This window comes from Dellaglioa kimchii (assembly GCF_046115505.1).
GTDB classification, from domain to species: Bacteria; Bacillota; Bacilli; order Lactobacillales; family Lactobacillaceae; genus Dellaglioa; species Dellaglioa kimchii.
In genome coordinates, this window is sequence record NZ_CP170736.1 from 1,341,493 (window position 1) to 1,367,201 (window position 25,709).

Consider the following 25,709-nt stretch of genomic DNA (forward strand, 5'->3'; position numbering starts at 1 on the left):
GTTGTATGGCAATCACGTTAGATAAACAAATTGCAATCCATTTGGAGACAATTAAAACACAAGAAGGCGAAGTTGAACGCTATGTCATTGAAACAACGGGACAACTCGTTCGTTTAGGCGATGGGATGTATATCAGATATAAAGAAGAGGACAAAGAAACGGGTAAAAAAAATCCAGTTACCTTTAAATTGCAAGATGATGGTGAAATTCAATTAACTCGAGAAACAGATGATATACGCACAAAATTAATTTTTTTAGCGCAAAAAAAAATTAATGGAGTTTATAAAACAGCGTATGGTCGTATTCCAATTGAAATTGAAACAACGCACTTAAAAAGTCAGTTAAATAGCCAACCAATTTCGGGATTACTTGATATTGACTATCGCTTAACAACTGGCGGTGAATTGTTGGGAGACTATAATATACGATTGCAATTTACGGCATAAAAATGTATGATTAAGAGTAGACTTTTGGAAAGGACGTGTGCTAGTTGGAGCTTAAACAATTCGATGGCCAAAACAAAGACGAGTTATCAATGATCGAGGTTGCTCACGCAATCTTATCGCAACATGGTGACGTCATGGGTTTTGCTGACTTAACTAATGAAATCCAAACATATCTTGGTAAAAATGATTTAGAAGTGAGAGATCGCTTATCACAATTTTACACAGATTTAAATGCTGATGGTAGCTTCATTTCACTTGGAGAGAACTTATGGGGATTACGTTCATGGTATCCCTTCGATTCAATCGATGAAGCTGTTGCTCATGTAGAAGATGAAGACGATGAAGATCGTCCTAAACGTAAAAAACGTAAGAAAGTTAATGCTTTCTTAGCAGATGCCGCTGATGATGATGATGTTATCGATTACAATGATGACGATCCTGAGGACGACGATTTAGATGCAACTTATGAAGATGACGAAGATGATGATGAAGATACAGAAATTAAAGGTTATGATAAAGATTTAGATGAAATAGCTGATGGTGATTCTGATGATGAAGAAGAATTACCAGAAGGTATTGAAGATCAATTATCTGAAATAGCTGATGATGATGCAGAAGATGACGAGGAAAATAATTAAAAGGTCTTGACGATTTCGTCAAAACCCTGTAATATATTTTTTGGGCACCTCGCAGGTATTTCTTGCGAGGACAAATGCACGGTTGATACAAGCTCCCTACACTGATTAGATTATTCTACTCGGCTTAGGGGGCTTGTTGTTTTTTATAGATATAATGAACAATAACTATCAGGCCACAAACACAGAATCCCCACAAAAATTAACCCAAAGGAGATTTACAATGACCAAATATATATTTGTTACAGGTGGCGTTGTTTCGTCAATTGGTAAAGGGATTGTTGCAGCATCTCTTGGCCGTTTATTAAAGAATAGAGGTTTGAAAGTTACTATTCAAAAGTTTGATCCATACATTAATGTGGATCCAGGAACAATGAGTCCCTATCAACATGGGGAAGTTTTCGTAACTGATGATGGTACAGAGACTGATTTAGATCTTGGCCATTATGAACGTTTTATTGATATTAACTTAAATCAATATTCAAACGTAACGACTGGTAAAATTTATTCAGAAGTTTTACAAAAAGAACGTCGTGGTGATTATTTGGGTGCCACAGTTCAAGTTATTCCACATATTACAAATACAATCAAAGAAAAAATTATGCGCGCTGGAACAACAACGGATTCTGACGTTGTGATTACTGAAATAGGTGGAACGGTTGGTGATATTGAATCATTGCCTTTCCTTGAAGCATTACGTCAAATGAAAGCTGATGTCGGTTCAGATAATGTTATTTATATTCATACAACGTTGATTCCTTACCTAAAAGCTGCAGGTGAAATGAAAACGAAACCTACACAACACAGTGTTAAAGAATTACGCGGATTGGGTATTCAACCAGATATGTTGGTTGTCCGGACTGAAGAACATATCTCACAAGATATGCGAAATAAATTAGCTAATTTCTGTGATGTTGAACCAGAAGCCGTTATTGAATCAATGGATGTTGATACATTATATACGATTCCTTTAGCGTTACAAAAACAAAAAATGGATCAAATCGTTGTTGATCATTTGAAATTAACAACACCAGAAGCAGATATGACTGAATGGCAAAAACTTGAAACACAAGTTTTAAATTTGAAGAAAACAATCAATATTGCGTTGGTTGGTAAATATGTTAAATTGCCAGATGCTTATATTTCTGTTGCCGAAGCATTGAAACATGCTGGGTACACTGTTGATGCTGATGTTAAAATCACAATGGTTGATGCAGAAAAATTAGATGAGAGTAATGTTGTTGAAACGTTGCAAGATGCTGATGGAATCATCGTTCCAGGAGGATTCGGTAATCGTGGACTTGAAGGGATGATTCTTTCAATCCAATATGCGCGTGAAAATAATGTTCCATTCTTAGGTGTTTGCCTTGGTATGCAAATGGCATGTATTGAATTTGCACGTAATGTTGTTGGCCTTCAAGGCGCACATTCAACTGAAGCTGTTCCAGAAACACCACATAACATTATCGACTTGATGACAGACCAAGAAGATGTTGAAGATATGGGTGGAACACAACGTCTTGGTTTATATCCATGTAAATTAAAACCAGGAACGGTAGCAGCTGCAGCTTATGATAATCAAGAAGTTATCCAAGAACGTCACCGTCATCGTTATGAATTTAATAACGAATACCGTGAACAACTTGCTGATAAAGGATTGGTTTTTGCTGGAACATCTCCAGATAATCGTTTAGTTGAAGTTGTTGAAATTCCTGAAAATAAATTCTTTGTGGCAGCTCAATACCATCCAGAATTTTTATCAAGACCACAACGTCCAGAAGGTTTATTCCAAGCCTTTGTGAACGCTACAGTTTAATAAATGTAATTGAAAGAGTTAATAACAATTTGTTATTAACTCTTTTTTTATGGCTAAAAGGGTTGTATTTAATGCGTGTACTATGTATTATAGTACACATGGATGAGGTGAGATAATTGCAAATTAATAAGACGAGTAGTAAACCGTTTTATGAACAATTGATATCAGGTATAAAAGAAGATATTTTTAAAGGGATTTTGCAGACAGAAGACAAGTTGCCGTCAGTTAGAGAAATGGCTAAAATTCATGAAATGAATCCAAATACGGTTAGTAAAGCGTATAAAGTTTTAGAATCACAGGATGTAATCGTGACAGTTAAAGGCCGAGGGACATATGTCAAAGCCAATAATGAGAGTAATCGCGATGAACGACAAATCCAAAAAAATCGTGAGGCACTGTTAGATATGATTAAAGAAGTGACCTATCTCGGTGTCCAAGAAGATGAGATTCAGGGTTGGATTAAGTCGTATTTTGAGAAGGAGGACTAAGAATGGGATTTGAAATTAAAGGTTTATCAGAGAAAATTAGTGACAAAGAGATACTTAATGATATTAATATGTCTTTAGTCCCTGGAGAAATAGTGGGTCTAATTGGTCGTAATGGAGTTGGTAAAACAACCTTATTCAGATCAATTTCAGGCCAATACATACCAGATCAAGGTGATATTTTAATTGATGATCAATGGATGAAAGAAGATTCATCATTGAAGGAAAAACTCTTTTATTTAGATACACAGAATAATTTTTTAGACAGCTACACAATAGATAAGATTGTCGAATTCTATGAACTCGCTTATCAAACGTTTGATCGTCAAAAGTTTGATAATTGGGTCACAGAGTACAATCTACCTAAACAAACAAAATATCGTCAATTTTCTAAAGGGATGCAAGGATTATTCAATATTATTTTGGCCTTTTCCACTGGTGCACCATATGTTATTTTAGATGAACCACTGGACGGGTTAGATGTAATTGTCCGTAAACAAGTTTTCCAAATTATTATTGATGCCGTTGCTGAAGACCAGCGAAGCGTGCTTATTTCTTCACATAATTTAGAAGAATTAGATCGATTAATCGATCGCGCAATGGTTTTAAAAGATGGACACATTGTGAGTGATTATCGTTTGGAAGACACGCGCTCAGAATCACGTAAAGTTCAATTGGTGTTTAAATCAAAAGAAATTCCAGCTTTCATTAAAGAAAATAGCCGAGCAATGAGTATGCAAGGTCGTGTCGTCACTGTTTTATTTGAACACTATTCAGATGAAATTGAAGCTCAAATTGAAGCTGAAGATCCGGCATTATTCGAAGAATTACCGTTAACGTTGGAAGATTTATTCCGAGCAAGTCTTTCGGCTAAAGAAAATACCGGAGGTGGGAAATAGTGACAGTTAATAGAAGATTGAATCAGATTATTTGGCAGAGATATAAGTGGATTGTTATATCGATTGTTATATCGATTGTGGTTGTTATGGGGGTTGCACTACATAATTCGGTTGACACTACGGAAATAGATGCGGGCAATCTCACTTATACAGAGTTTGTTCAAGGTGAAAAAGATGCGGCAAAAGCGGAACATCGGAAAATAGGTTCAGTTAGCCGAGCAACGTATGAAAAAAATAATATTGAAATAAAAAATGACACTATTCAGATAGGCACGTTCCAAAATGCGAAAACAGTATTAGTTATTTTTAGTCTGGGTGCTATCTTATTAGGGATATTTACTAATATGTATGATATGCAAACTAAATTTAATGAATTTATATTTTCAAGCTCATTTTCTAGAAAACGTATTTTCCTAAAAAAAATTGGTCTAATGTTACTACCTGCCTTACTTACTTTTATTGTAGGTACAATTATAACAACATTTGTTGCTGATGCAGCTATCTCAGTAAGTAATCCAAATTTTATATCAGATAGAATGATAGATTTATTCCTATATAGTAGTCAATTGATTGCGCTATACAGTGTTGGCCTTGTGGTAGGTGTTTTAGTTCGTCGGGTTGTAGCATCTGTCGTCACTGCGTTGGGATTCGCTGGTTCGGCCGTGATATGGTTCGCTTTCTTTGAAGGATTCCTTTATGAGAAAACACATGGCATTTCTAATGCTTATTATCTTGTGATAGGATTTATATATTTGATCGCTGGGTTATTGATGATAATTATGGCAGTTCATTATTTTAACAAATTGTCATTAGAACAGGATAGTCCTTATTTACAATTTGACTATTTGAAAATGCCTCTCCTTATTTTTACGACCGGATATATCACTGCTATGATTGGGGTTATGTATGATAATGGAACAGTTTGGCAGAGAGTAGTAAATGTACTAGTGGGTGCTATTATTACTTTCATCGTTGCTTACATCGTCATCTATCGGCCACAAAATATAGGTCAAAAGTTGCAACGTATTTTTTCAAAAAATAAAAAATAAAAGTAAAATGGCTACCTATTTCTCTAAGAATAGGCTGCCATTTTGACCTTACAGACTTGTTAGTATGTAATGAAATGAAATTGTGCTAAACTACTGTTTATAGGAATGTAAAAGCAATTATTGGGAGGGATTCAATTTGAAAGAAATGTTAACAATAAACAATTTAACTAAAAGTTTCGGTAAAAAGGTAGTCCTTAAAGGTATTAATTTTACAATCGCAGAAGGTGAGATTGTTGGGCTTGTTGGTGCTAATGGCGCTGGTAAAACAACTATCATGAAATCAATTCTTGGATTATCAAATTACCAAACTGGAGAAATAACAATTGACGGTAAAATTGTATCAACGACTAGCCATCAAGGCTTAGAAGAAGTTGGTGCCTTAATTGAATATCCTGGTATCTATCCATTTTTAAGTGGCTACGATCATTTAAAATTATTCTCTGAAATCAATACCAAAGAAGAACTAGATGAAATTGTTGCTGATTTGCATATGACAGATTATATTAATCGTAAAGCTAAATCATATTCATTAGGAATGAAGCAAAAATTAGGAATTGCATTAGCTTTATTAAATAGACCAAGATTAATTATTTTAGATGAACCTATGAACGGATTAGATCCTCAAGCAACACGTGATGTCCGTGAACTTGTTTTGAAATTATCTAAACGTGGGACAGCGTTCTTGATTTCAAGTCATATTTTAGGTGAATTAGAGAAAATTGTTGATCACTTTATTATTTTAAATGAAGGTAAAATAATGAAAGCAATGTCTACTACTGAATTAAGTGATAGTAGTAAGCAATATGTTTTACTAGAAACGACTTCAAACGAGCAAGCTAAAGTTCTTTTAAAGGCCGCTAATTATGAATTGGCAGTTGATCAAACTGTTAAAGTAAAGGTAGACGAACAAGATACTTTAGCAAATATTATCCAAGTGCTCTACGATAATAAAATTCAAATAAATGATGTACGTCATCAAGAACATGATATGGAAGAATCACTATTGAATTTATTAGATAGTAATGACGGAGGTAAGGCCTAATGTTAACTTTAGTTAAACAAGAATTATTTAAGTTAGGTAAAAAGAAATCTACAGCGATTATATCAGCACTATTACTTGTTTTTATTTTTGGGGTAGCACTTTTAACAAAAATATATAGTTCAATTTTCGATCCAGCAAGTATGGTTCAAGGTGGATTTGGGGCTATTCAATTAATTGTTTTCATTTTAATTGCAACATCAAGTGTTATTATCGCGATGGAAACACAGTTTGGTACAATTAAGGATTTGCTTTATCGGAAATATTCACGTGGTGCTGTGTTAGCTAGTAAATGGCTTACAATATTAATCTATTCAATCTATTTGAATGTTTTAATATTCGTGGCTTCAATTGTAGCTAAATTAGTATTTTTACCAACAATAGCATTGTCAGATAAAATAGATAACCAAACACTTATTATGGCTTTAATAACAACGTTAGTGGCGAATTTTATTAGTACCTGGTTAATTCTAAGCTTAGTATTATTATTGGCTAGTATCTTTAGTAGTTCAGGTGCTTCGATTGCGGCTGGGATTGTTTTTTATTTCTTAACAACTATTTTATCGGGTATCCAAATATTAGCTATTTCTAAATGGGATTGGATTAAATGGAATCCACTTAATATGATGAATTTAATTAATCAGTGGATGAACGGACAAGAATTTGAAAAACTAACTCAATTAACGAATAACGAATTAATTATAGGTAATCTAGCTTATACGGCACTATTTTTATTTTTAGGTTACTTTGTTTTCAAGCGTAAAAATGTTTAAAAAAAGTGTATCGTCAATTAATTTTTGACGATACACTTTTTTTGTCCAATAATTATGAGTAGCTTAAAATGACTATTACTAAAGATACAAGTCAAACACTGCAATCTGTGGAGGTACTAGGAATCGGGCGGAGATTCGAGATGTTCCAATACCACTATTAACGTATAATTTTGTATTGTTCTTTAGTGAATAAAGGCCACTAGAGTAGCCACCATCTCCGTCGTGATCAGATAATAAACCTTTATTAGTGAAAGGTATACGAATTTGGCCACCATGTGTGTGACCACTTAAAATTAAATCGACGGTGTTAAATGAACCATTTGACAAACTTGGTTCATGAGCCATTAAAATATGGTACGTTGAATTAGATTTATCAGGAGCTATTGTTGTTTGGACATCGGGGATGCCTAATTGAGAGTCATCTACACCACCCAACCAAATGGATGAATTTCCACCTACATTGATAGTCGTTGAACTATTTTTAAGGACAGTAAAACCACCTTGATTCATCACAGTAGTGTAAACTCTGGCGGCACCGCCACCGTAATCTTTATTTCCATAAACTGCGTATTTTCCATAGGTTGATTTAATTTCACTTAGTTTTTGGACAATAGCTGTTACGGGGTGGTATTGATTGTAATTACTGAATAAATCACCTGTAAATAAAACTAAATCTGGTTTTTCTTGATTAATCTTATCAACAATTTTTTCGAAATTTTCAGGTGTATAATCATCTGCTATTTCGACATCACTAATTTGCACAATTTTAAGTTTCTTTTTAGTAGTATCTGCTTTATTTAAAGCAATATTTTTAACGACAACGCGATAAGGCTCTATTTTAAATGCATAAAAGGTACATGCGGCACTTACTATTAATAGGATGAAAATGACACTTAATATTCTTTTTTTGGTGATAGTATTCTGCCTCCATGTGATTAGTTAACCAAAAAAACTTACAGTAAGATTTTTAGTCTAAAACTGTAAGTTCTTCTTAAAACCTATATGGTTAGTTTTATTTATGAAATCCAAGAACTAATAGCTGACCAGATAGCATTAAAAAATGAAACAATTGCATCCCAAATTTTTTGTAGGAAGTTTCGATTTTCAGCTGTATCTAATTTGCTGAAAATATCTTTAGCACCATCTTGAATATTTGTTGCAACTTTACTTGCTTGTGATTTGAAATTTGATGAATCTAAAGCACCTGAATCACGAATTTTGATTAATACGGCAATAATATCTTGTTTTTGATTATCAGTAATGACATTTGTTAAGTTATTATTTGTGATTTGGTTGTTTACAATAGTAGTAATTTGATTATTTGTAATAGAACTGCCTTCTTTAGCCATATCTTTTTTAGCACCGGCTACAGCGTTGTTCAATTGTGAATCAGTATAGCCATCTTTGCTTTTATTAGCTTGTGTAATGTCACTTAAAGTCGACATTTCATTTTGTGCGGCTGTTACTTGGTTGGTATTTAATGTATCTCCATTTTGAGCGAAGGCTGCATAAACCCCAGCTAAAGCACCTGATCCATCTATTGGTGTAGCAGAAGTGACATAGATATTGGCATCAGTTACACCAGCTGTTAATGCGGCGTTTTTATATTGGTTTTCAGTAATTGTGGTGATGTTATTTTTACCATTGTAGTCTAAAATTTCAACGTTGATACCAGAACCACTGCTCGTTTTTTGAACCATAGCAGATGACCAGACACCTGAAGTTGATGTAAATGAGCCACCAGAGCTATTGAGATATTTAACTAAAGTTGCGCCATTTACGGGTAGTGTAGAATAGGTAGTACTACCGTTTAAACTAGCTGTTAAAGTTGAAAGTGTTCCTGATTTTTGTGAATCTGTTAAACTTGTTCCTAATGTGACAACCGGATTTGACCAGTCTGTGGTTGTACCAGATGTTGATGAAGCTGAGCTTGAGTCATTGGTTGCAGCAGAGGCAACAGAGCCTAGACTCAAGACAGCTAATGTTGTAAGAGTTACTGTGTAAATTAATTGTCTGAATTTCATAATGGTTTGCTCCTTAAATAGCATGTATTTTAATTTTATTATACCTATCTGGTGAAGGAATCATAATAATTGAGTTTGAATAATAGAAAAAATTAAGATTTATCATCATTGAGAGATTTCTTTGTAAGTGAGATAATGAGCGCATCATTTAATCTAGAAATATAATTTTGAGTAGTATGATATGACTAATTTAAATAAAACTAACGACTGAATGGGAGAATAACGATGACAAAAAAGATGACGGATACCTTTAGATTTAGGCGAGGATTAGAATTGAAAAATAGAATCTTAATGGCGCCAATGACTGTTAAGATGAGTTACTATGATGAAGTTGTTACACATGATGAATCAGATTATTATGCACTACATTCAGGCGAAGTAGGGGCTGTTATTACAGCAGCTACCAGTGTCCAAGCAAATGGAAAAGGTTGGGAAGGCTCACTTGCCATCTATGATGATAAGTTTATTCCCGGGCTAACGAGATTGGCATCGGCAATCAAAAAGAATGGGACTAAAGCTATTTTACAAATTTTCCATGCGGGGCGTATGACAAATTCAACGGTACTTAGAGGACAATCACCAGTTTCAGCCAGTGCGGTTGCGGCAGAAAGACCAGACGCAGAAATTCCTAAAGCATTATCAGAAACTGAAATTTTAGAGCTGATTGAATCCTTTAAATCAGCAACAAAACGAGCAATTAAAGCGGGATTTGATGGCGTTGAACTGCATGGTGCGAATACGTATTTACTACAACAATTTTTCTCACCACACTCAAATAGACGTGATGATGCTTGGGGTGGCACGCTTGAGAAACGATTTAAATTCATCAATGATGTAGTTGATGGCGTTATTGAGAGTGTTGATCAATCAGGTGTGAAAGATTTTATTGTTGGTTACCGCTTTTCACCTGAAGAATACGAAAAGCCAGGTATTAGTATGGAAGATTCAATAATTTTGATTGATAAACTTGCCGATAAAAAATTAGATTATCTACATATTTCATTAGGTAAGTATAACAGTGTTTCGAGAAACACAAATTTCAATGAAAAGTCAAGAATGGCTTATGTCCAAGAAAAGATAAATGGTCGTGTTCCCTTAATCGGGGTAGGAGATGTTCGGACTCGAGAAGATGTTAATGGTGTTTTGGCTAACGCTGATTTAGTAGCCGTTGGTCGTTCACTCTTAATTGATCCTAAGTGGACATCAAAGTTATTGAATGGACAAGAAGAAACTATAAAAAGAACCTTAGCTAAAAATGATCGGGAAAAATTAATGGTTAGCGATGGTGCTGTTGAATTTTTAAGAGATATGATGCCTGAACGGTTAGTTGATTAAAAAACAAAACTAAATCTAGACAAATAGTGTGTTGCAAATTTAATTTGCTGCATGCTATTTTTAGTTGCGGCCCTTTCAACTAGCGGTTGCTTGTTGCACCCCTTGCTATATGCTAATATTTGAGATGTTAAATAGAGGAAAGAAGGTTATAGGGATGAAAATTATATTTGCGGAACAACTCGTTAAATTACGTAAAGAGAAAAAACTGTCACAAGAAGAATTGGCGAATCAATTATTTATATCAAGACAAGCTGTATCAAAATGGGAAACAGGAGAAGCTGAACCTGATTTAGGAAAAATTGAAGCGGTAGCCAAAATATTAGACGTCCCTGTAGAAATATTACTTTTTGGTGACGAGGCTAGTGAAAAAACATCAGAGTTTAAAACTAGAATTAAACGATTTATAGAAGAAGATGAATCAGATAAAGATTGGCACGAAAATCATAGATGGCGTGAGTGGCAATATAAACCGATTAATAATGGGTGGGAATTCCTAGCTCGCTATTACTGGATTATTTTTGCACTCATTGGCATGATTGCATGGGGAATTATGCGCCTAAAATAGATATGAGTAAAATAAAAGGAGCTTTCAATACTTGTCTACAAAACAAGTATTGAAAGCTCCTTTTATTTTACCGGAACAACTTTTATTTCAGTTGAGTCGTCATGAATAACAATATATAACGTTTGAGTTTCTTCTTTATCAAAGAAACCGAGATTAATACAAGGTAACCCATTGATTTCTTCCACGCCAATGAAACGATCCGTAAATACCTGACGAACCATTTTACCCATTTCTTTATGAGCATTTGCTTTAGCGGCAGCTGCTTTAAGTGTAAATCCAGAGTCTAAGTAAGACTTAATTAATCGAATAATTGATAAGGTATGGTAAGAATATTTTCTATTCTGATTTTTATTAGTATTAATAGAATCAATAAAACCTTTTTGTTCCCAATAACGAATTTGGCTCTGAGTGAGCCCAGTTGTTTCAGCAATCTCACCGATTCCAATTGAAAATGTATCATTTTGCATAATAACGGCCATTCTTTTTGCATAATCTTTAATATTTGCAATATCGTCCATATCTGCCAAACGAATATACCTCCTGAGTAAAAATTTATCTAACAATCTCATTGTGATGTTTACTATACTGATTATATATATATTAAAACGTTTGTCAACTTACTTGACATTGAAGCAAGATAGTCTTATATTAGTCTTCGAAGATAAATTAAAGAAAAAGAAGGTTTTAAGTATGGATGGATTAGATGCAAAGGGTAAACCATATAATCGCCCCATGCTAATTGCAATTTTATTAGTGGGGACATTTTGTACGGTTTTGAATCAGACAATTTTAGCAACTGCATTTCCAACATTAATGAACGAATTTGATGTAACAACGTCAACTGTTCAATGGTTAACAACAGGATTTATGTTAGTCAACGGGATTTTAATTCCAGTTAGTGCATGGTTAAGTAGTCGTGTGAATACCAAATGGTTATACATAGGTGCTATTGGTATCTTTGAATTAGGGACAGTTTTAGCATTTATCGCACCTAATTTTGGGGTATTGTTAACAGCTCGTTTAGTTCAAGCAGTCGGCGTTGGGGTAACAATGCCTTTATTACAAACGATTATGCTTTCAATTTTCCCACCAGAAAAACGTGGTGCTTCAATGGGACTTGCCGGTTTAGTTATCGGACTAGCTCCTGCAATTGGACCTACACTTTCAGGTTGGGTTATTGATAATGCTTCATGGCGTGATCTTTTTGGTATGATTATTCCATTAGTAGGAATTGTTTTTGTGGCTTCTTTCTGGTTTATGAAACCGGTCATCAAAACACACAAATCTAAAATTGATGTCTTATCATTGATTTTATCAACAATTGGATTTGGTGGCTTACTTTATGGATTCTCAACAGTTGGAGATAATGGCTGGGGAAGTACCTCAGTACTTAGTTTCCTTGTTGTGGGTGTTATTTTTATTGGTTTATTCATATGGCGTCAATTAACAATGGAAAATCCTTTCTTGGAATTGCGTGTTTTTGCTTCCCAAGAATACACAATTGCGGCCGTTTTAAGTTCAATTGTTAACATGGCAATGATCGGTGTTGAAATGATTCTACCAATGTATCTCCAAATTGTACGTGGAGATAGCGCATTTGAATCAGGATTAACCTTATTGGCTGGTGCTTTAATGATGGGGATTATGAGTCCGTTAACGGGACGATTATTCGATATTTATGGTGCTAAGAAATTGGCAACTGGTGGTATGTTCTTATTAACACTTGGGACAATTCCATTCATTTTCTTAACAAAAGATACGCCAACCTTATACATCACAGTTATGTATGCGGTCCGTATGTTTGGGATTTCAATGGTTATGATGCCAACAACCACATCAGGGATGAACGCATTACCAGCTAACTTGATGGGTCATGGAACGGCTGTTAATAATACAGCTCGTCAAATCGCAAGTTCAATCGTAACAGCGGTTATGATTTCCGTTCTAACAAATGTGACAACAGCTGCATTACCAGCTAAGTCAATGCTTAAATCGGCACCATTAGATTACAAAACAAAAGCAATTGATGCGACATTAAGTGGTTATCATGCTGCCTTTATCATCGCAGTAGGTTTCTGTGTGGTTGGGCTCGGATTTTCATTCTTCTTAAAATCAAAACAACAAGTTTTAAAAAATGGAGGTAATAAATAATGATTATTTTATTATTAATTCTTTCAATTATTTTATTCTTCCTTACGTGGAACCTCATCCGTAATAATGTACTGAGCTACACTTTAGGTGGCATCTTTGCGCTTTGTATTATTCTTACAGGTGGCTTAATTGTTGCTAACTACAGTGCACATTATGGAATGGAAAAAGTAACGACAACTAAGACAGAACAATTAGCTTCTAGTTCTAAAGAGATGGACATGTTACTATATCAACCTATCGGTACAGATGGGTCTGAAAAAGTCGTTATTTATAAAAATACGGCTTCACAAAAGAAAACAAAGGCAACTAAGACAGACGATACAACTAGCAAGATTGTTGAAAATGCTAAGAGTAACAAATTAGTTACTAAAGAAACCCGTTGGACTTATAAAGGTAACGGGTATCGATTCATGTTTGGTATCGCTAATAACGATAAAACTTTAGTAAAACGTACGCATACATTCTATGTTAAAAAGAGTTGGACGACATTAACGGTTAAGCAAGCTAAGGCAATGCCTAAAATTGCTAAAGCAGAAGCAGCTAAAATGAATACAAAGGCAGGAAAAGCTAAACTTGCTGCTGATGGCGCTACTTTTGTTAAAACAGCAATCAAAAATGCTATGATGAAAGACGCATCGATTTCAAAAGCTGATCAAGCTAAGATTGCAGAACAAGCAACAACAATTTTTAAAGCACAAACAAAAGCAAAAGTAATGCAAAACGTATTAAAAGAAGTTAAAGAAATTAAATAAACCGTTATTTATTTAGTAACCACATTAGTTTATCCGACTAATGTGGTTATTTTTTTAAATTAAAACGTGAATTATAAAATAAACAATGCTATAATACGTTAATGGCATAAACGATAAAGGAGTTTCTTTGAATGAAAAAGAAAATTATAATTTGGATTGTCAGTATTTTGGTGTTATTAGCGGTTGCAATTGCAGGGGGTAGTTTCTATCTCTATCACTATGCTATTCAAAATACAGAAAAAACATTAACGGGATCATCAAAAGGAACACCAAAGAGAACAATTGAAGCAAAAAAGTGGTTGGCCAGTACTAAAAAAGAAAACTGGACAGAAACATCAGCAGGTGAAAATTTAAAATTAGTTGCTGACTATGTACCAGCGGCAACTAAATCTTTAAAAACAGTTGTTGTGGCACATGGTTACATGGAAAATAAAGAGAGTATGGCTTCGTACATAAAATTATTTCATGATAATGGCTACAACGTTTTAGCACCAGATGATCGAGGTCAAGGTAAAAGTCAGGGCGATTATATTGGTTTTGGATGGAAAGATCGTTTAGATTACATTAAATGGACGAAAAAATTAATTGCCGAAAAGGGAACAGATCAAAAGATTGGCTTGTTTGGAATTAGCATGGGTGGTGCTACTGTCATGATGATGAGTGGTGAAAAATTACCAACTCAAGTTAAGGCAATTGTTGAAGATTGTGGTTATACAAATGTTGAAGATTTGTTAGCTTACCAATTGAAACTCCAATTTAATTTACCAAAAGAACCATTAATAACAACTTCTAGTTGGGTAACTCAGTTACGTGCGGGCTACTCTTTTGCAGAAGCTGACTCTGTTAAACAATTAAAGAAAAATAAATTACCAACATTATTCATTCATGGCGATAAGGATGATTTCGTTCCTAGCGCAATGGTTTATGACAACTACAAAGCCTCAGCAGGTAAGAAAGAACTATGGATTGTGAAAGGCGCAGGCCACGCAAAAGCATTTAGTAAGGATCCAGAATTATATACTAAAAAAGTCGTTACGTTTATGAATGATAATTTAGATTAATAATAAAATCATTTATTTTTTAAATAACATCAAAAAGTGTGGGGGTACCCTCTATTTTTGATGTTATTTTTTGTCTGTATCATGCTATCATATTAGTTATTATAGATGAACTTTTGGGAAAATAGGTGGGGGCCAACATGAAAATTAATAATAAATTAACATTACTAACTTTTGGGTTATTCTTTTTAGTTAATGTAACAAGTATCAAGGCAGATGCGGATTATGATTCTGCAAAATTATCAGCACCTCGAGCAATTTTAATGACAAATTTATTTCAGACGGGTACTGGTGCTGGTGTGACATCAACTAGTGGTATGGTCGGATTGACGGATACCAATAAAGATCCTAATTCGACTAATAAGGCCACTAAAACGATGGTTAAAATTACGGATGATAAGAAGCAAAAAGCAGCAATTTGGTCAACAGATGAAAATTCATTTGATATTAACACAAGTAGTAAAGCTTCTATGTGGATTTATTTTGGTAGTAAAACGAATACTGCTGGGGATGGGATGGCACTTGTTTTTCAAAATGATGCAAAAGGAAATGCCGCTATTGCAACTAAAGCAGGTGAAACGTTAGGCGTTTGGGGAGATGATTCAGTGGGTACGGGATCCCCTAATTATACCACTAGAGGTGCTATTCAAAATAGTTGGGCGTTAGAATTTGATACTCATTTGAATAATGGTAATAGTTCAGGAAACGGATTTGATGTTGATCCTAGTTTAACAGCTAACCACATTGCTAGTGGTTACCCAGCTGTTGAGGCAACATATACGGATAATCATACAATCTCTTCTTCAGTTAAACTAAATCATTTAGGCCTTATTAATTATAATGGGTACTTATCAAATCGGGCATGGCATCATGTAACAATTGATTATAAATCAGTGAGTGCGAGTGCTGGGTCAATGACATATACGATTGATGATAAAAAACCAATTTCAGGAACTGATAATTTGGATCCTACTGAAGATACGAGTCAGACAGGGCAGACGGCAAGTGTTCCAATTGATAAATCGAAATTTAATTCTACAACGGGTAAAATCCGCTGGGGTTTTACAGGGTCAACGGGCGATTCTTTTGAAAATAACTTAGTTATGTTTGAAACTGTACCAGGTCTTGTTAATGCGACTGCGGTACAAACTATGACGGATATTACACAAAACAACAAGGATGTCTCAGCTAATGGAGAAGTAAAAGCTGGAGATAAAGTAAAATTTACTACTAAAGCAACTTATAATAGTGGAAAACAAACATGGACAGACATAGTCGGCCATTTTAAATACCCAACTCATAATATAAAATGGACGGATTATGAAATGCCCGACATTATAGGCACGGGAAAATTTCCTGATTCGGCCGTTGGGGACGACCCTTCTACTTTAGCCAGTGGGACGCCAATACCTGATTTATCTACACCTGGAGAAAGTGTGGAAGTTTCATTTATCGGTGAAGTAATGCCAGTTGAAGTGGATACACCAGTGACTGTTTCAGCAGGTCAATTTATCGGAAGTAATGCAATGATTGATTCTAATCCTGTTAGCTATACGATTAAAGCATCACCAAAAACAGCTTTAACGATTGATGGCCTTAAAGATATCGATATTAATTATGGAACAGATGCAACGATTAGTGGAACGGTAAAATCTAGTTTAGGTGGAACTTTTGCTAAAGGAACAACGGCCAGTGTGACACTTAATGAGGATACAACACCTATTAAGGGTGATGTCGCAACGGATGGTACATTTAACGTAACGATTCCAAAGGACAAACTAACCACTGGTGAATATACTTATAACGTTCAAGTAACAGATCCAGATGGTAATACGACGCAAAAATATACACAAAAAATTAATATTAAACCCGTTTTAACTTTAAATGATAATAAAGGAACAGTTGTAGCGCCATATACATTGATTTTCCAAGTGGCTGATAATAGTGCAGCGTTAACAACGTACTATAAAGAAGGAAGTACTGGAACACCTGTTGAATTAGAAAAATATACAAATACTAAACCAGGTTCAACACAAGATCATAGTGTAGCACTAGATACAACTAAGTTTGCCATTGGAACGCACGAGTTAACTATTTATTCGGTTGATTCTGAAGGAAACATTTCTAATAACCAAACAATCTCTGTTGTCGTAGGATTGTTGAGTATTTCATCAGATGATTCAATTAATTTTAATAATAAAATACCAGCGAAAAGAAGTATTTTAAACCGTGATTCAAGCTATATGCTTAAGTTAGAAACGTCAGCGGCTAAAAACTGGACATTGTCTGTGACTGCAGGACCACTAACTGCAACAAGTGATAAAAGTACTTTAAAACATTCAACTATTGGGTTTCGTAATTCAAATCAAGAAAACACGTTACCGCTTTCTCCAACATATGGTACAATAGTGGCTACAGGAGTAGGTCAAGCAACTACGGTTGAAAAAAGTTGGTCAGCGGATTCTGGAATTGTATTGGATGTTGAACCAAGTGAAATTAAAGTAGCTGAAACCTATAGTTCTGAATTAGATTGGACACTAACGAATGTACCAAATAATTAATAATAAACTTAATTGTCGGTTAAATTCAAATGTCCGGGGGGAGATAGGATTATGACAATATTACGGATGAAAGCTGTACTTTTTACAGGTGTATTAATGACATTAGTGCTTAGCTCCACAGGTGTTAATGCTGATGATTATTCTAACGCAGTGGCATCGGCACCAGACGCATTAGTATCAAATGGACTTATGACACCTGGAATGACAGGAACACAAAATAATGCAAAAATTGTAACATTCGATGCTAGTGGAAATGTTGTTTCTGAAACAGCAGACAACGCAGATAAATCAATTATAAAAATTACGGATGCAACTAACCAAGTGGGATCTGCCTGGTCTACAGCAAACAATAAATTTAATCTTAATAAAAATAATAAAATGTCAATGTGGATGTATTTCGGTAATCAGGGTGCTAATTCTGGTGATGGGATGGCTTTTGTTTTACAAAATGATAGCCGTGGCCTCAGTGCTATTTCTGGTGGAGGCGAATCATTAGGTGTTTGGGGTGTTGATAAAGGTGGATCAGAATCTACCGTTGCCGGGACAGCTATTAAAAATTCATGGGCGTTAGAATTTGATACACATAAAAATAGTGAGGCAAGCAAGGGTAACGGATTTGATAATTTAAACACTATTCAAGACAATCATCTGGCAAGTAATTATCCTAATCAAAGGGCTACTTATGAACAAAATGGTTTTTTAAGTAAGTATAATAAATTAGCTCATGATGGACTTATTGCCGTTAACTTATCTAATGGAAGATGGTGGCATGTGACGATTGATTATAAGTCAACGTCTACGACAGCTGGCTCAATGACCTATACTATTGGAGATAAAGTCCCCGGTACGGGCGACGTATTAGGTGGTGGTCTTGCAAAGACAGTTCCAATTGATAAAAGTAAATTTGCGAGCACAGATGGCCAAGTGACTTGGGGATTTACGGGCGCAACAGGTGCTAACTGGGAAACAAATTTAGTGATGTTTGAAGAAATATCTGATTTAGTTTCTGTTACGGCGACGCAAAAAGTGACAGATACTACCCAGAACAATAAGGACATTACCGCATCGGGAAGTGCTAATAGTGGGGACAAACTTAACCTCCAAACAACTTTGAAATACAATGATGGGAAAGAAGATTGGAAAAAAATTGTTGCATCGTTAAAAACACCTAATGCTGTGACGTTAGACAAAGAAGGTATCATTAAGTACGCAGATGGAACAACCCAAACGTTTGATACAACTACAAAAGATGGTGTCATTACATCAAGTCTAAATAAAAATTTATCAAAAAGTAACGATACAGCAACAATCAGTATGAATGGGACAGCTAAAATTGTTGCTACAGATACTAAAGTGACAAGTCCAATTGGTACTTTTAATGGTCAAAATACAATAGTAAGGTCTCAGATAGCCTCGTTTACCATTAAGGCATTAAAGCAAAAGATGACACTTACAGGATTGCTTGATAAAACGATTGATAGTGGTCAGTCGATTAAAGTTACAAGTAACGTAAAAACAGATACACTAATGGAAAATGATAACGTTACGATAACAACGAAACTGAATGGTGAAGCCCTCAGTGATAAATCAATGCTATTCAATAAATTGGGTAATATTGACTATACTGAAGTACTACCTGCAGACAAACTAAATATTGGAAAAAATACCTATACGGTAAGTGTTGATGATCAATATGGTAATTCAGTAACAGGTCAAGAAATTATTACTGTTAATGATCCAGGTGTTTTAAAAATAGTATCGGCAACGGGTGCATTAAATTTTGGACAAAGTGATATCCCAATACCCAACGAAGAAACAACCTATAGCCCTCTAGAAGAATTGAGTGTGCAGGTAGTTGCATCGGTACCAGGTACGTGGAACTTAACATTGACTGGGACTGATGTTGTTGGAACTGATGGCACTGTACTGAAAGATGCATTAATTTATAAAGAAAAAGCGACAGATGCGGGAATACCTTTAAAAGACCATGCGATAGATATCGTAGGTGGAAACTCATCTTCTAACACGATAACTAAAACGTGGGTAAAAGATACAGGAATTCTATTACGCGTTAAACCTAGCGAGGTTAGAAGTGAAGAGTATAGTGCTTCGGCTCAATGGAATTTGAGTAACGTACCAACTAAATAATTGACATTAGTGAAAAAGGATAATTAAAGTTATCCTTTTTTTATTTATGTTTTGCAATTATTGCTATCTAGGATATTATGGACTATGTAGAGAGAATACGGAGGATAGATAACTAATGAAAATGACCGTTGAACAATTCATGTCCGCTATTGAGTTAGAAGCGTACACAAAGATTTTTTATACTGCCACACCAGAAGATGTCCAAGCAATTGGTGTACCAGAATTATTCGCTAAATGTTATTCTGATTTAGAAAATAATGTACGGGATGGCAAGCTTGTAGAAGTTCAATTGATGATTGAATATCCTGAAGGTACCGCAATTTTTACACTTGAAGCAAATATCCTTAATTTACCATACAAATATTATAAAAAGTTACCTAGCTTTTTTAATGAAGTAACAGATGAAGCAGAAGTTAATGTCTATCTGATTGTTGAGTCGCCAATTCTGAATGCATCTAAATTAAGAATCGATGAAATTACATCTGTGACTAATTATTTAGAAAATCCTAGTGATCATAATATGACAAGCACAACTATGATTGCTGAAAAGATAGCTTTCCTTGAAAATCCACCTGTTATTGAAGAAAAAGAACCCGTTGTCGTTGAAAAGAAAAAGAAACCCTCTGTTAAGAAGAAGGCTGTCGCCAAGAAGAAAAAGGCAGTTAAAAAAGCAACGACGACAAAAAAGGCAGCACCTAAGAAAAAAGTGGTCGCTAAAACGACTAAAAAGGCCCCTGCTAAGAAAAAACCAGCTGTAAAAAAATAAAAAATGAGTCAAAAACCGGTATTAACGACAGATAAAGTCGTTAATACCGGTTTTTTTTAATAAATTAAAAATATAATTAAAAAACAAATAATACAAAACAATCTGAACTGATATAATAACAATATAAATAACAGTCGATATAGCCGATATCAGCAAGACCAACTTGGGGGAGTTGATGGATAGCAGGCAAAGTAAATAACATTTAAGGGGGTTATGATGTTGAAAAGGTATGTCAAAATATTAGTCGTGGGTCTGTTAATTCCAACATTGTTTTCATCAACTGCTTTCGCTTTAAATAAAACCGATAAAGTTGATCCAAATCAAGAAAGTCTGACTTTAGAAAAAGATAAACAGGCCATTTTTGAAAACAAAAATGATGTCACGGAAATAAAAACATTAAATGAGTCCGCAATAGCTGCAAATGATAGCCCAGAAAAAACAAGTCCAGCAGAACAAAAAATAAGTCATCAATCAAAAAAAGCTGTTTTAAAAACAAACAAACTTTCTACCAAGGCGACAAATGGTCTTAGTGGAACGATTGGGACTTCCGATTGGTTTATCAATGATAGCGGGGAGCTACACATTGGTGCAGGTGATTTGGGGAATAGTCCAACCAATGGTGGGGCAATTGTTATCTGGACGCCGACTGATAAGGCCAAAGTAACCTCGATTATTTTTGATGGTGCAGTTAAGGTCTCAGGAAGTATTGCTAATCTATTTAGTCTATTTACTAATGTGCAACGTATTGATAATGCAAACTTATTAGATGTTTCAAATGTGACAGTTATGTCTGGGTTGTTTCTTAGGGATGCTAAATTAACATCAATAGATGTCTCTAACTGGAAGACATCAAAGGTATTATCAATGAATAGTTTATTTGAAAAGTGTAGTTCATTGGTAGGACTAGATGTATCCAATTGGGATACAAGACAAGTGTCGACATTGGGGAATGTTTTTAACGGCGCTGCAGCAATCAAAACTTTAGATTTAAGTAAATGGGACGTTTCAAAAGTGACCAATTTAGAAGGAACTTTCTATAATATGGGTGCATTAACTGACTTAAATGTTAGTAATTGGAATACAAGTCAAGTTACATCTATGAAGCAAACCTTTGGTACGGATTATTTTTCTGCGTATACGTCGCACTTAGCTCAATTAGATGTTAGTCAGTGGGATACAAGTCAGGTTAAAGATATGACTGAAATGTTCTCAGGAACGAAGGTAAAAACCTTAGATCTTGCATCATGGAATACGCAAGCTGTAACCTCGATGGATAGTATGTTTTATCGGAGTAAAGTAACGAGCTTGGATTTAAGTAAATGGAATATGTCAAAAGTGACAAATACAAACTTAATGTTTGGATACACGACTGTTTTGAAAGCTGTTGGCGATATTAGTCAATGGGATTTTGCGAGCATGCTACGAACAAGTGGGATGTTCCGCAGTAGTGTTGTCACTAGTTTAGATGTTGCTAAATGGAATATGTCGCATGTAACTAATATGAGCGATATGTTTGGTTACGTAAAAGTACCGGTTTTAGATGTCTCAAGTTGGGATGTTTCAAATGTGTTAGATATGTCGTTCGTGTTTGAATCTGCAACAATCCCTAACTTAGATGTTTCTAAGTGGAATGTCGCAAAAGTGACTTCATTAGCCGGAACTTTTTTGAGTTATCAATCCACGACGCCAATAGATGTCTCTAAGTGGGAAACGGGGAATGTAAGAACATTAGCGTCTACTTTCTTTGGGATTAAGCTGGCGACAGTCGATGTCTCCAATTGGGATGTCTCCAATGTAACCAGTTTAAACGGAACTTTCCAATCGGCAGCTAACCTAAATAAAGTGGATGTTTCTAAATGGAATACACAAAACGTAACCAATATGCATGCAACATTTGGCTCCTCTCCCAAGTTGAAAGAAATAAATGTTTCTAATTGGTTGACGGGAAAAGTGACTGACTTTGGTTTAATGTTTCAGCAGAGTCAAGCAGATACGTTAGATGTCTCTCAATGGGATACGTCTGCAGCACAAAATATGCAGAGCTTTTTTGAAGGCACATCTGTCTCACAATTAGATACCTCACATTTTAAAACGGATAATGTCCTTTATATGGAAAAGATGTTTACGGGTATGAGTAATCTAACCTCATTAGATATTTCAAGTTTTAATATGGGGAAGATTAAAACACAAAAAACGGGTAATAGTACGACGTATGGTCTTACTAATATGCTGCATACAAATACAAGTAGCGGGGCAACTTTAGAACATTTAAAGCTGGGACCTCAAACATTGTTGACTGAAGCTGCAACGGGCGAAATTGTTGGCCTTGATAATCCAACACAAACCGGCGTTTATACCGGTAAATGGCAACGTGATGGAACCTCAGAGACCTATTTGGCAGCAGATTTAATGAGCAAATACGATGGTAGTACGATGGCAGGTAGTTATTCATGGGCCAAGATTCAAAAGGGAACGGTTGTCGTCAAGTATTTAGATCAAGATGACCAGCCGATTGCCGCTGAAGACACGATGAGTGATGATCAAGGTAAGACTTACACCACGACAGCTAAAACGATTCCAGGATATGCGCCAACGTCAACGCCCGCAAATGCAACAGGAACTTATGTGGGTAATCAAACAATTGAAGTTGTCTATCATTATGCGGGTGCACTGTCATTAATGTCGACACCACGTACGATGAGTTTTGGTAGCCATTTGATTTCGTTAGGTGAAGAAAAGTATCAGCTAGAAACACTTTCGAATGATCTGGTTGTCCAGGATAACCGTAAGGTGGGCTCAACTTGGCAATTAAGTGCCAGAATGAGTGCTGATTTTGTGAGTCAAACCTCTAAAAAGAAGTTAAAGTCAACCTTAGCTTACCGTGACGTAGATGGTCATACAACTGATATCAATGCAACTGGTGGGACTGTGATTAAATCGCAAAAAACGATTAATCATGATCCAATCACGGTATCTAAAGACTGGACCAGTTTAGGAGGTGATGGTTTTGTATTAGATGTTTTACCTGGTCCTACACTAAGTGAAGCATACAGTGCAAAAGTTGAATGGACATTAACAGATGCCGATATGGGCAATTAGGGGGGAACTGATGAAAAAATTTGCATATCTGATGTGTAGTTTATTAACGATAAGTTTATTAATATCGGTTCCTGCTAAGGTATCTGGAGATGCTCAAAGCAATGCCAGCGTGGGGTTTTATGGGAGTTATCCTAATAAAAGAAAAGATGAAAGTCAGACGAAAACTCATCTAATCGATAGGCAAGGCACATCAGAATCAAGGAAGAATACGTCTTCTGAAGGTAGTAAAGGCAACCAAGAATTGCCTCAAACAGGTGAGAGCACTGAAACGTGGTTAATTGTTTCAGGTGGTCTACTGATTTTAGGCACAATAGTTATAAAAAAAATGGATAAAAGGGGAAAAAGATTATGAAAAAATTAGTATTAGGAATGGCATTAGTAGGTAGTATTTTAGGCGCAACAACATCAGCAGTTAGTGCTGCAACGACAACAAATGGGGATGTTACTTTTAAACCAGGTACAGTTACGGTTGATCCAGATCCAAGTAACCCAGATCCAAGTAACCCCAATGCTAACGCAACAGCAGCAGATTTAAACTTTGGTTTAAATGAAATTACTGATAAAGATGTGACACTTAACAATACGTATGCAGCAGCACATATCAACGTGAACGATTTAACAGGTACAACAACATCTACTTGGAACTTAACAGTTGCCCAAGACGCACAATTCAAAAGTGTTAAGGATGCCAAAGAATTAACAAATGCTGCATTAACATTGAACGCAGCAAAAGATACAACTGCTTCAACTTCTGGCGCAGTAGATGTGACAGCATCATCTGTCTTAGTTCCCGGAGCTGACAAAAAACCTGCAGCACCAGTCAACGTTGTCGGTGCTAAAGATGGTAATGGTAACGGTAAAACACAAGCTACAATTGCTGGCTCAACATTAGCAGTACCAGGTGCTACTGTCAAAGTTTCAGATAACTACAAGACAACATTAACATGGGATTTAGCTGACGTTGTTGCTTAATTTAGTAAAATAAAAATAAATCATTCAAATAAATAGAGGGGTCTTAGACCCGTCTATTTATTGTTGTATAAAGGTGGAATTGTTAAATGAAAAAAATAATGTGTGCTATTTTAGTTGTTTTCGGAATTTTTTTAGGTGCTTTTCAAATGCACGATCAAGCATTTGCCGCGGGGACAGGGATGGGTTTTGAAGTCTATCCTGCCCAGTCAGACAGCCAAGTCAATAATAAGGTGACTTATTATGATTTAAAATTGAATCCTGGAGAAACAACAGAACTAGCAATTAAAGTTAAAAATACATCAGATAAACCAATTGTTGTGAACACTGCCATTGGTAAGGGGACAACGAGTACGAGTGGTTTGGGTGTCTATAACCAGGTAGATAATAAAAGTATTGATTTACCTTATAATATTGAAAAATACGTTACCACTAAAACAGCTAAAATTGATTTAGGAGTCGGCGAAAGCAAGAAAGTGATCTACACTGTAAAAATGCCTGATAAAGCTTTTGATGGTGTCTTAGCAGGGGGAATGACGTTCTTAAAGAAGGCTGATGCTAGCGATAAAAGTAAAGGGATGTCTATCGCAAATCAATTTTCTTATACAATCTCGCTTGTGCTTCATGGTAAAAAAGACTTAGATAAAAATAAAGTTACGTTAGGTAAAGTTAAAGCAGATCAATTAAATGGGCGTAATGCAATTACAATGCCCATTCAAAACGAGACAGCGGCTTATCTTAGCCAAGTTAAGACCAATGTTAAAGTCAGCAAAAAAGGATCAGACCAGGTCTTATATAAGCAAAGTGGCGAAAAGTATCAAATTGTCCCTAATTCAGTGTTTAATTTACCCGTTCGAATTGGTGAAGTGAAGTTTAAGGCTGGAGACTATACGGCAAATGTAGAGGTTCAATCGAAAGGCCAAAAGTGGCACTTTACGAGAGACTTCACAATTACCAATGATGAAGCTAATCAGCTTAATAAGACAGCCTTAGTCAAAGAAGAAAATACTTGGTTGTATATTTTATTTGCCTGCATTGGAATAGCGCTATTAATTTTATTATTTAGTATCATATATGTCAGAAAACAGCGTAAAATAAAAGTATTGAAGGCAGAATTAGAAAAGGCACGCGAGTAATTC

23 protein-coding genes are annotated in these 25,709 nt (G+C 35.3%); 20 read left to right on the plus strand and 3 right to left on the minus strand.

Translation table 11 applies throughout. The annotated features are described in order from the left end of the window. The first annotated feature begins 5 nt into the window (after window positions 1–5). The 8 genes from ACE83Q_RS06610 to ACE83Q_RS06645 all read left to right on the plus strand — a co-directional run bounded on the left by ACE83Q_RS06610 (window position 6) and on the right by ACE83Q_RS06645 (window position 7,142). Window positions 6–446 carry a DUF1934 domain-containing protein gene (locus ACE83Q_RS06610; protein ID WP_409021950.1) on the plus strand — a complete coding sequence of 147 codons (441 nt, stop codon included), beginning with the start codon at window positions 6–8 and terminating at the stop codon, window positions 444–446. 44 nt (window positions 447–490) lie between these two features. Next, complete coding sequence (gene rpoE, locus ACE83Q_RS06615; protein WP_409021951.1) at window positions 491–1,084, plus strand: DNA-directed RNA polymerase subunit delta; 594 nt, start codon at window positions 491–493, stop codon at window positions 1,082–1,084. Window positions 1,085–1,304: 220 nt separating this feature from the next. Continuing rightward, window positions 1,305–2,897, plus strand: coding sequence for a CTP synthase (locus tag ACE83Q_RS06620; RefSeq protein WP_409021952.1), 1,593 nt, complete (start codon window positions 1,305–1,307; stop codon window positions 2,895–2,897). A 116-nt stretch (window positions 2,898–3,013) separates the two neighbouring features. Continuing rightward, window positions 3,014–3,385: a GntR family transcriptional regulator gene (locus ACE83Q_RS06625; RefSeq protein ID WP_409021953.1), complete on the plus strand. Its 372-nt coding sequence runs from the start codon at window positions 3,014–3,016 to the stop codon at window positions 3,383–3,385. 2 nt (window positions 3,386–3,387) lie between these two features. Then, entirely contained in the window at window positions 3,388–4,281 is an 894-nt protein-coding gene (locus ACE83Q_RS06630; RefSeq protein WP_409021954.1) for an ATP-binding cassette domain-containing protein, read from the plus strand. Next, window positions 4,281–5,330: a hypothetical protein gene (locus ACE83Q_RS06635; protein WP_409021955.1), complete on the plus strand. Its 1,050-nt coding sequence runs from the start codon at window positions 4,281–4,283 to the stop codon at window positions 5,328–5,330. Before ACE83Q_RS06630 ends, ACE83Q_RS06635 begins: the two co-directional genes overlap by 1 nt. Before the next feature lie 145 nt (window positions 5,331–5,475). Further along, window positions 5,476–6,372, plus strand: a complete 897-nt coding sequence (locus ACE83Q_RS06640) for an ABC transporter ATP-binding protein (protein WP_409022831.1) — start codon at window positions 5,476–5,478, stop codon at window positions 6,370–6,372. Continuing rightward, window positions 6,372–7,142, plus strand: a complete 771-nt coding sequence (locus ACE83Q_RS06645) for an ABC transporter permease subunit (protein WP_409021956.1) — start codon at window positions 6,372–6,374, stop codon at window positions 7,140–7,142. The genes ACE83Q_RS06640 and ACE83Q_RS06645 overlap by 1 nt, the downstream gene beginning before the upstream one ends. A 78-nt stretch (window positions 7,143–7,220) precedes the next feature. On the opposite strand, the gene ACE83Q_RS06650 is transcribed toward ACE83Q_RS06645, so the two are convergent. Both ACE83Q_RS06650 and ACE83Q_RS06655 read right to left on the minus strand, forming a co-directional pair. Beyond that, window positions 7,221–7,904, minus strand: a complete 684-nt coding sequence (locus ACE83Q_RS06650) for a metallophosphoesterase (protein WP_409021957.1) — start codon at window positions 7,902–7,904, stop codon at window positions 7,221–7,223. A gap of 254 nt (window positions 7,905–8,158) precedes the next feature. After that, a complete protein-coding gene (locus tag ACE83Q_RS06655; RefSeq protein ID WP_409021958.1) occupies window positions 8,159–9,166 on the minus strand; it encodes a DUF1002 domain-containing protein in 1,008 nt (335 codons plus the stop codon). A gap of 225 nt (window positions 9,167–9,391) precedes the next feature. Here ACE83Q_RS06655 and ACE83Q_RS06660 point away from each other — a divergent pair, with 225 nt between their 5' ends. Next, a complete protein-coding gene (locus tag ACE83Q_RS06660; protein WP_409021959.1) occupies window positions 9,392–10,501 on the plus strand; it encodes an NADH-dependent flavin oxidoreductase in 1,110 nt (369 codons plus the stop codon). A gap of 154 nt (window positions 10,502–10,655) precedes the next feature. After that, on the plus strand, window positions 10,656–11,066 hold the full coding sequence (locus ACE83Q_RS06665; RefSeq protein ID WP_409021960.1) for a helix-turn-helix domain-containing protein: 411 nt from the start codon (window positions 10,656–10,658) through the stop codon (window positions 11,064–11,066). A gap of 62 nt (window positions 11,067–11,128) precedes the next feature. On the opposite strand, the gene ACE83Q_RS06670 is transcribed toward ACE83Q_RS06665, so the two are convergent. Next, window positions 11,129–11,584: a MerR family transcriptional regulator gene (locus ACE83Q_RS06670; protein WP_409022832.1), complete on the minus strand. Its 456-nt coding sequence runs from the start codon at window positions 11,582–11,584 to the stop codon at window positions 11,129–11,131. 172 nt (window positions 11,585–11,756) lie between these two features. Between ACE83Q_RS06670 and ACE83Q_RS06675 the strand changes: the two genes are divergently transcribed. The 10 genes from ACE83Q_RS06675 (at window position 11,757) to ACE83Q_RS06720 (ending at window position 25,706) form a co-directional block, all read left to right on the plus strand. Beyond that, complete coding sequence (locus ACE83Q_RS06675; protein WP_409022833.1) at window positions 11,757–13,217, plus strand: MDR family MFS transporter; 1,461 nt, start codon at window positions 11,757–11,759, stop codon at window positions 13,215–13,217. Next, a complete protein-coding gene (locus ACE83Q_RS06680) occupies window positions 13,217–13,969 on the plus strand; it encodes a DUF4811 domain-containing protein (RefSeq protein WP_409021961.1) in 753 nt (250 codons plus the stop codon). The genes ACE83Q_RS06675 and ACE83Q_RS06680 overlap by 1 nt, the downstream gene beginning before the upstream one ends. A 131-nt stretch (window positions 13,970–14,100) precedes the next feature. Then, on the plus strand, window positions 14,101–15,030 hold the full coding sequence (locus tag ACE83Q_RS06685; RefSeq protein WP_409021962.1) for an alpha/beta fold hydrolase: 930 nt from the start codon (window positions 14,101–14,103) through the stop codon (window positions 15,028–15,030). 137 nt (window positions 15,031–15,167) lie between these two features. Then, a complete protein-coding gene (locus ACE83Q_RS06690; protein ID WP_409021963.1) occupies window positions 15,168–17,588 on the plus strand; it encodes a lectin-like domain-containing protein in 2,421 nt (806 codons plus the stop codon). 51 nt (window positions 17,589–17,639) lie between these two features. Beyond that, entirely contained in the window at window positions 17,640–19,736 is a 2,097-nt protein-coding gene (locus tag ACE83Q_RS06695) for an L-type lectin-domain containing protein (RefSeq protein WP_409021964.1), read from the plus strand. A gap of 115 nt (window positions 19,737–19,851) precedes the next feature. Continuing rightward, window positions 19,852–20,502: a hypothetical protein gene (locus ACE83Q_RS06700; protein ID WP_409021965.1), complete on the plus strand. Its 651-nt coding sequence runs from the start codon at window positions 19,852–19,854 to the stop codon at window positions 20,500–20,502. A gap of 219 nt (window positions 20,503–20,721) precedes the next feature. Beyond that, a complete protein-coding gene (locus ACE83Q_RS06705; protein WP_409021966.1) occupies window positions 20,722–23,601 on the plus strand; it encodes a BspA family leucine-rich repeat surface protein in 2,880 nt (959 codons plus the stop codon). Window positions 23,602–23,611: 10 nt separating this feature from the next. Then, complete coding sequence (locus tag ACE83Q_RS06710) at window positions 23,612–23,953, plus strand: LPXTG cell wall anchor domain-containing protein (protein ID WP_409021967.1); 342 nt, start codon at window positions 23,612–23,614, stop codon at window positions 23,951–23,953. Further along, window positions 23,950–24,573, plus strand: a complete 624-nt coding sequence (locus tag ACE83Q_RS06715; RefSeq protein WP_409021968.1) for a WxL domain-containing protein — start codon at window positions 23,950–23,952, stop codon at window positions 24,571–24,573. The genes ACE83Q_RS06710 and ACE83Q_RS06715 overlap by 4 nt, the downstream gene beginning before the upstream one ends. A gap of 86 nt (window positions 24,574–24,659) precedes the next feature. Next, the gene (locus tag ACE83Q_RS06720; RefSeq protein ID WP_409021969.1) at window positions 24,660–25,706 is read left to right on the plus strand and encodes a DUF916 and DUF3324 domain-containing protein; all 1,047 of its coding nucleotides are present in this window, start codon (window positions 24,660–24,662) and stop codon (window positions 25,704–25,706) included. Window positions 25,707–25,709 lie beyond the last annotated feature (3 nt).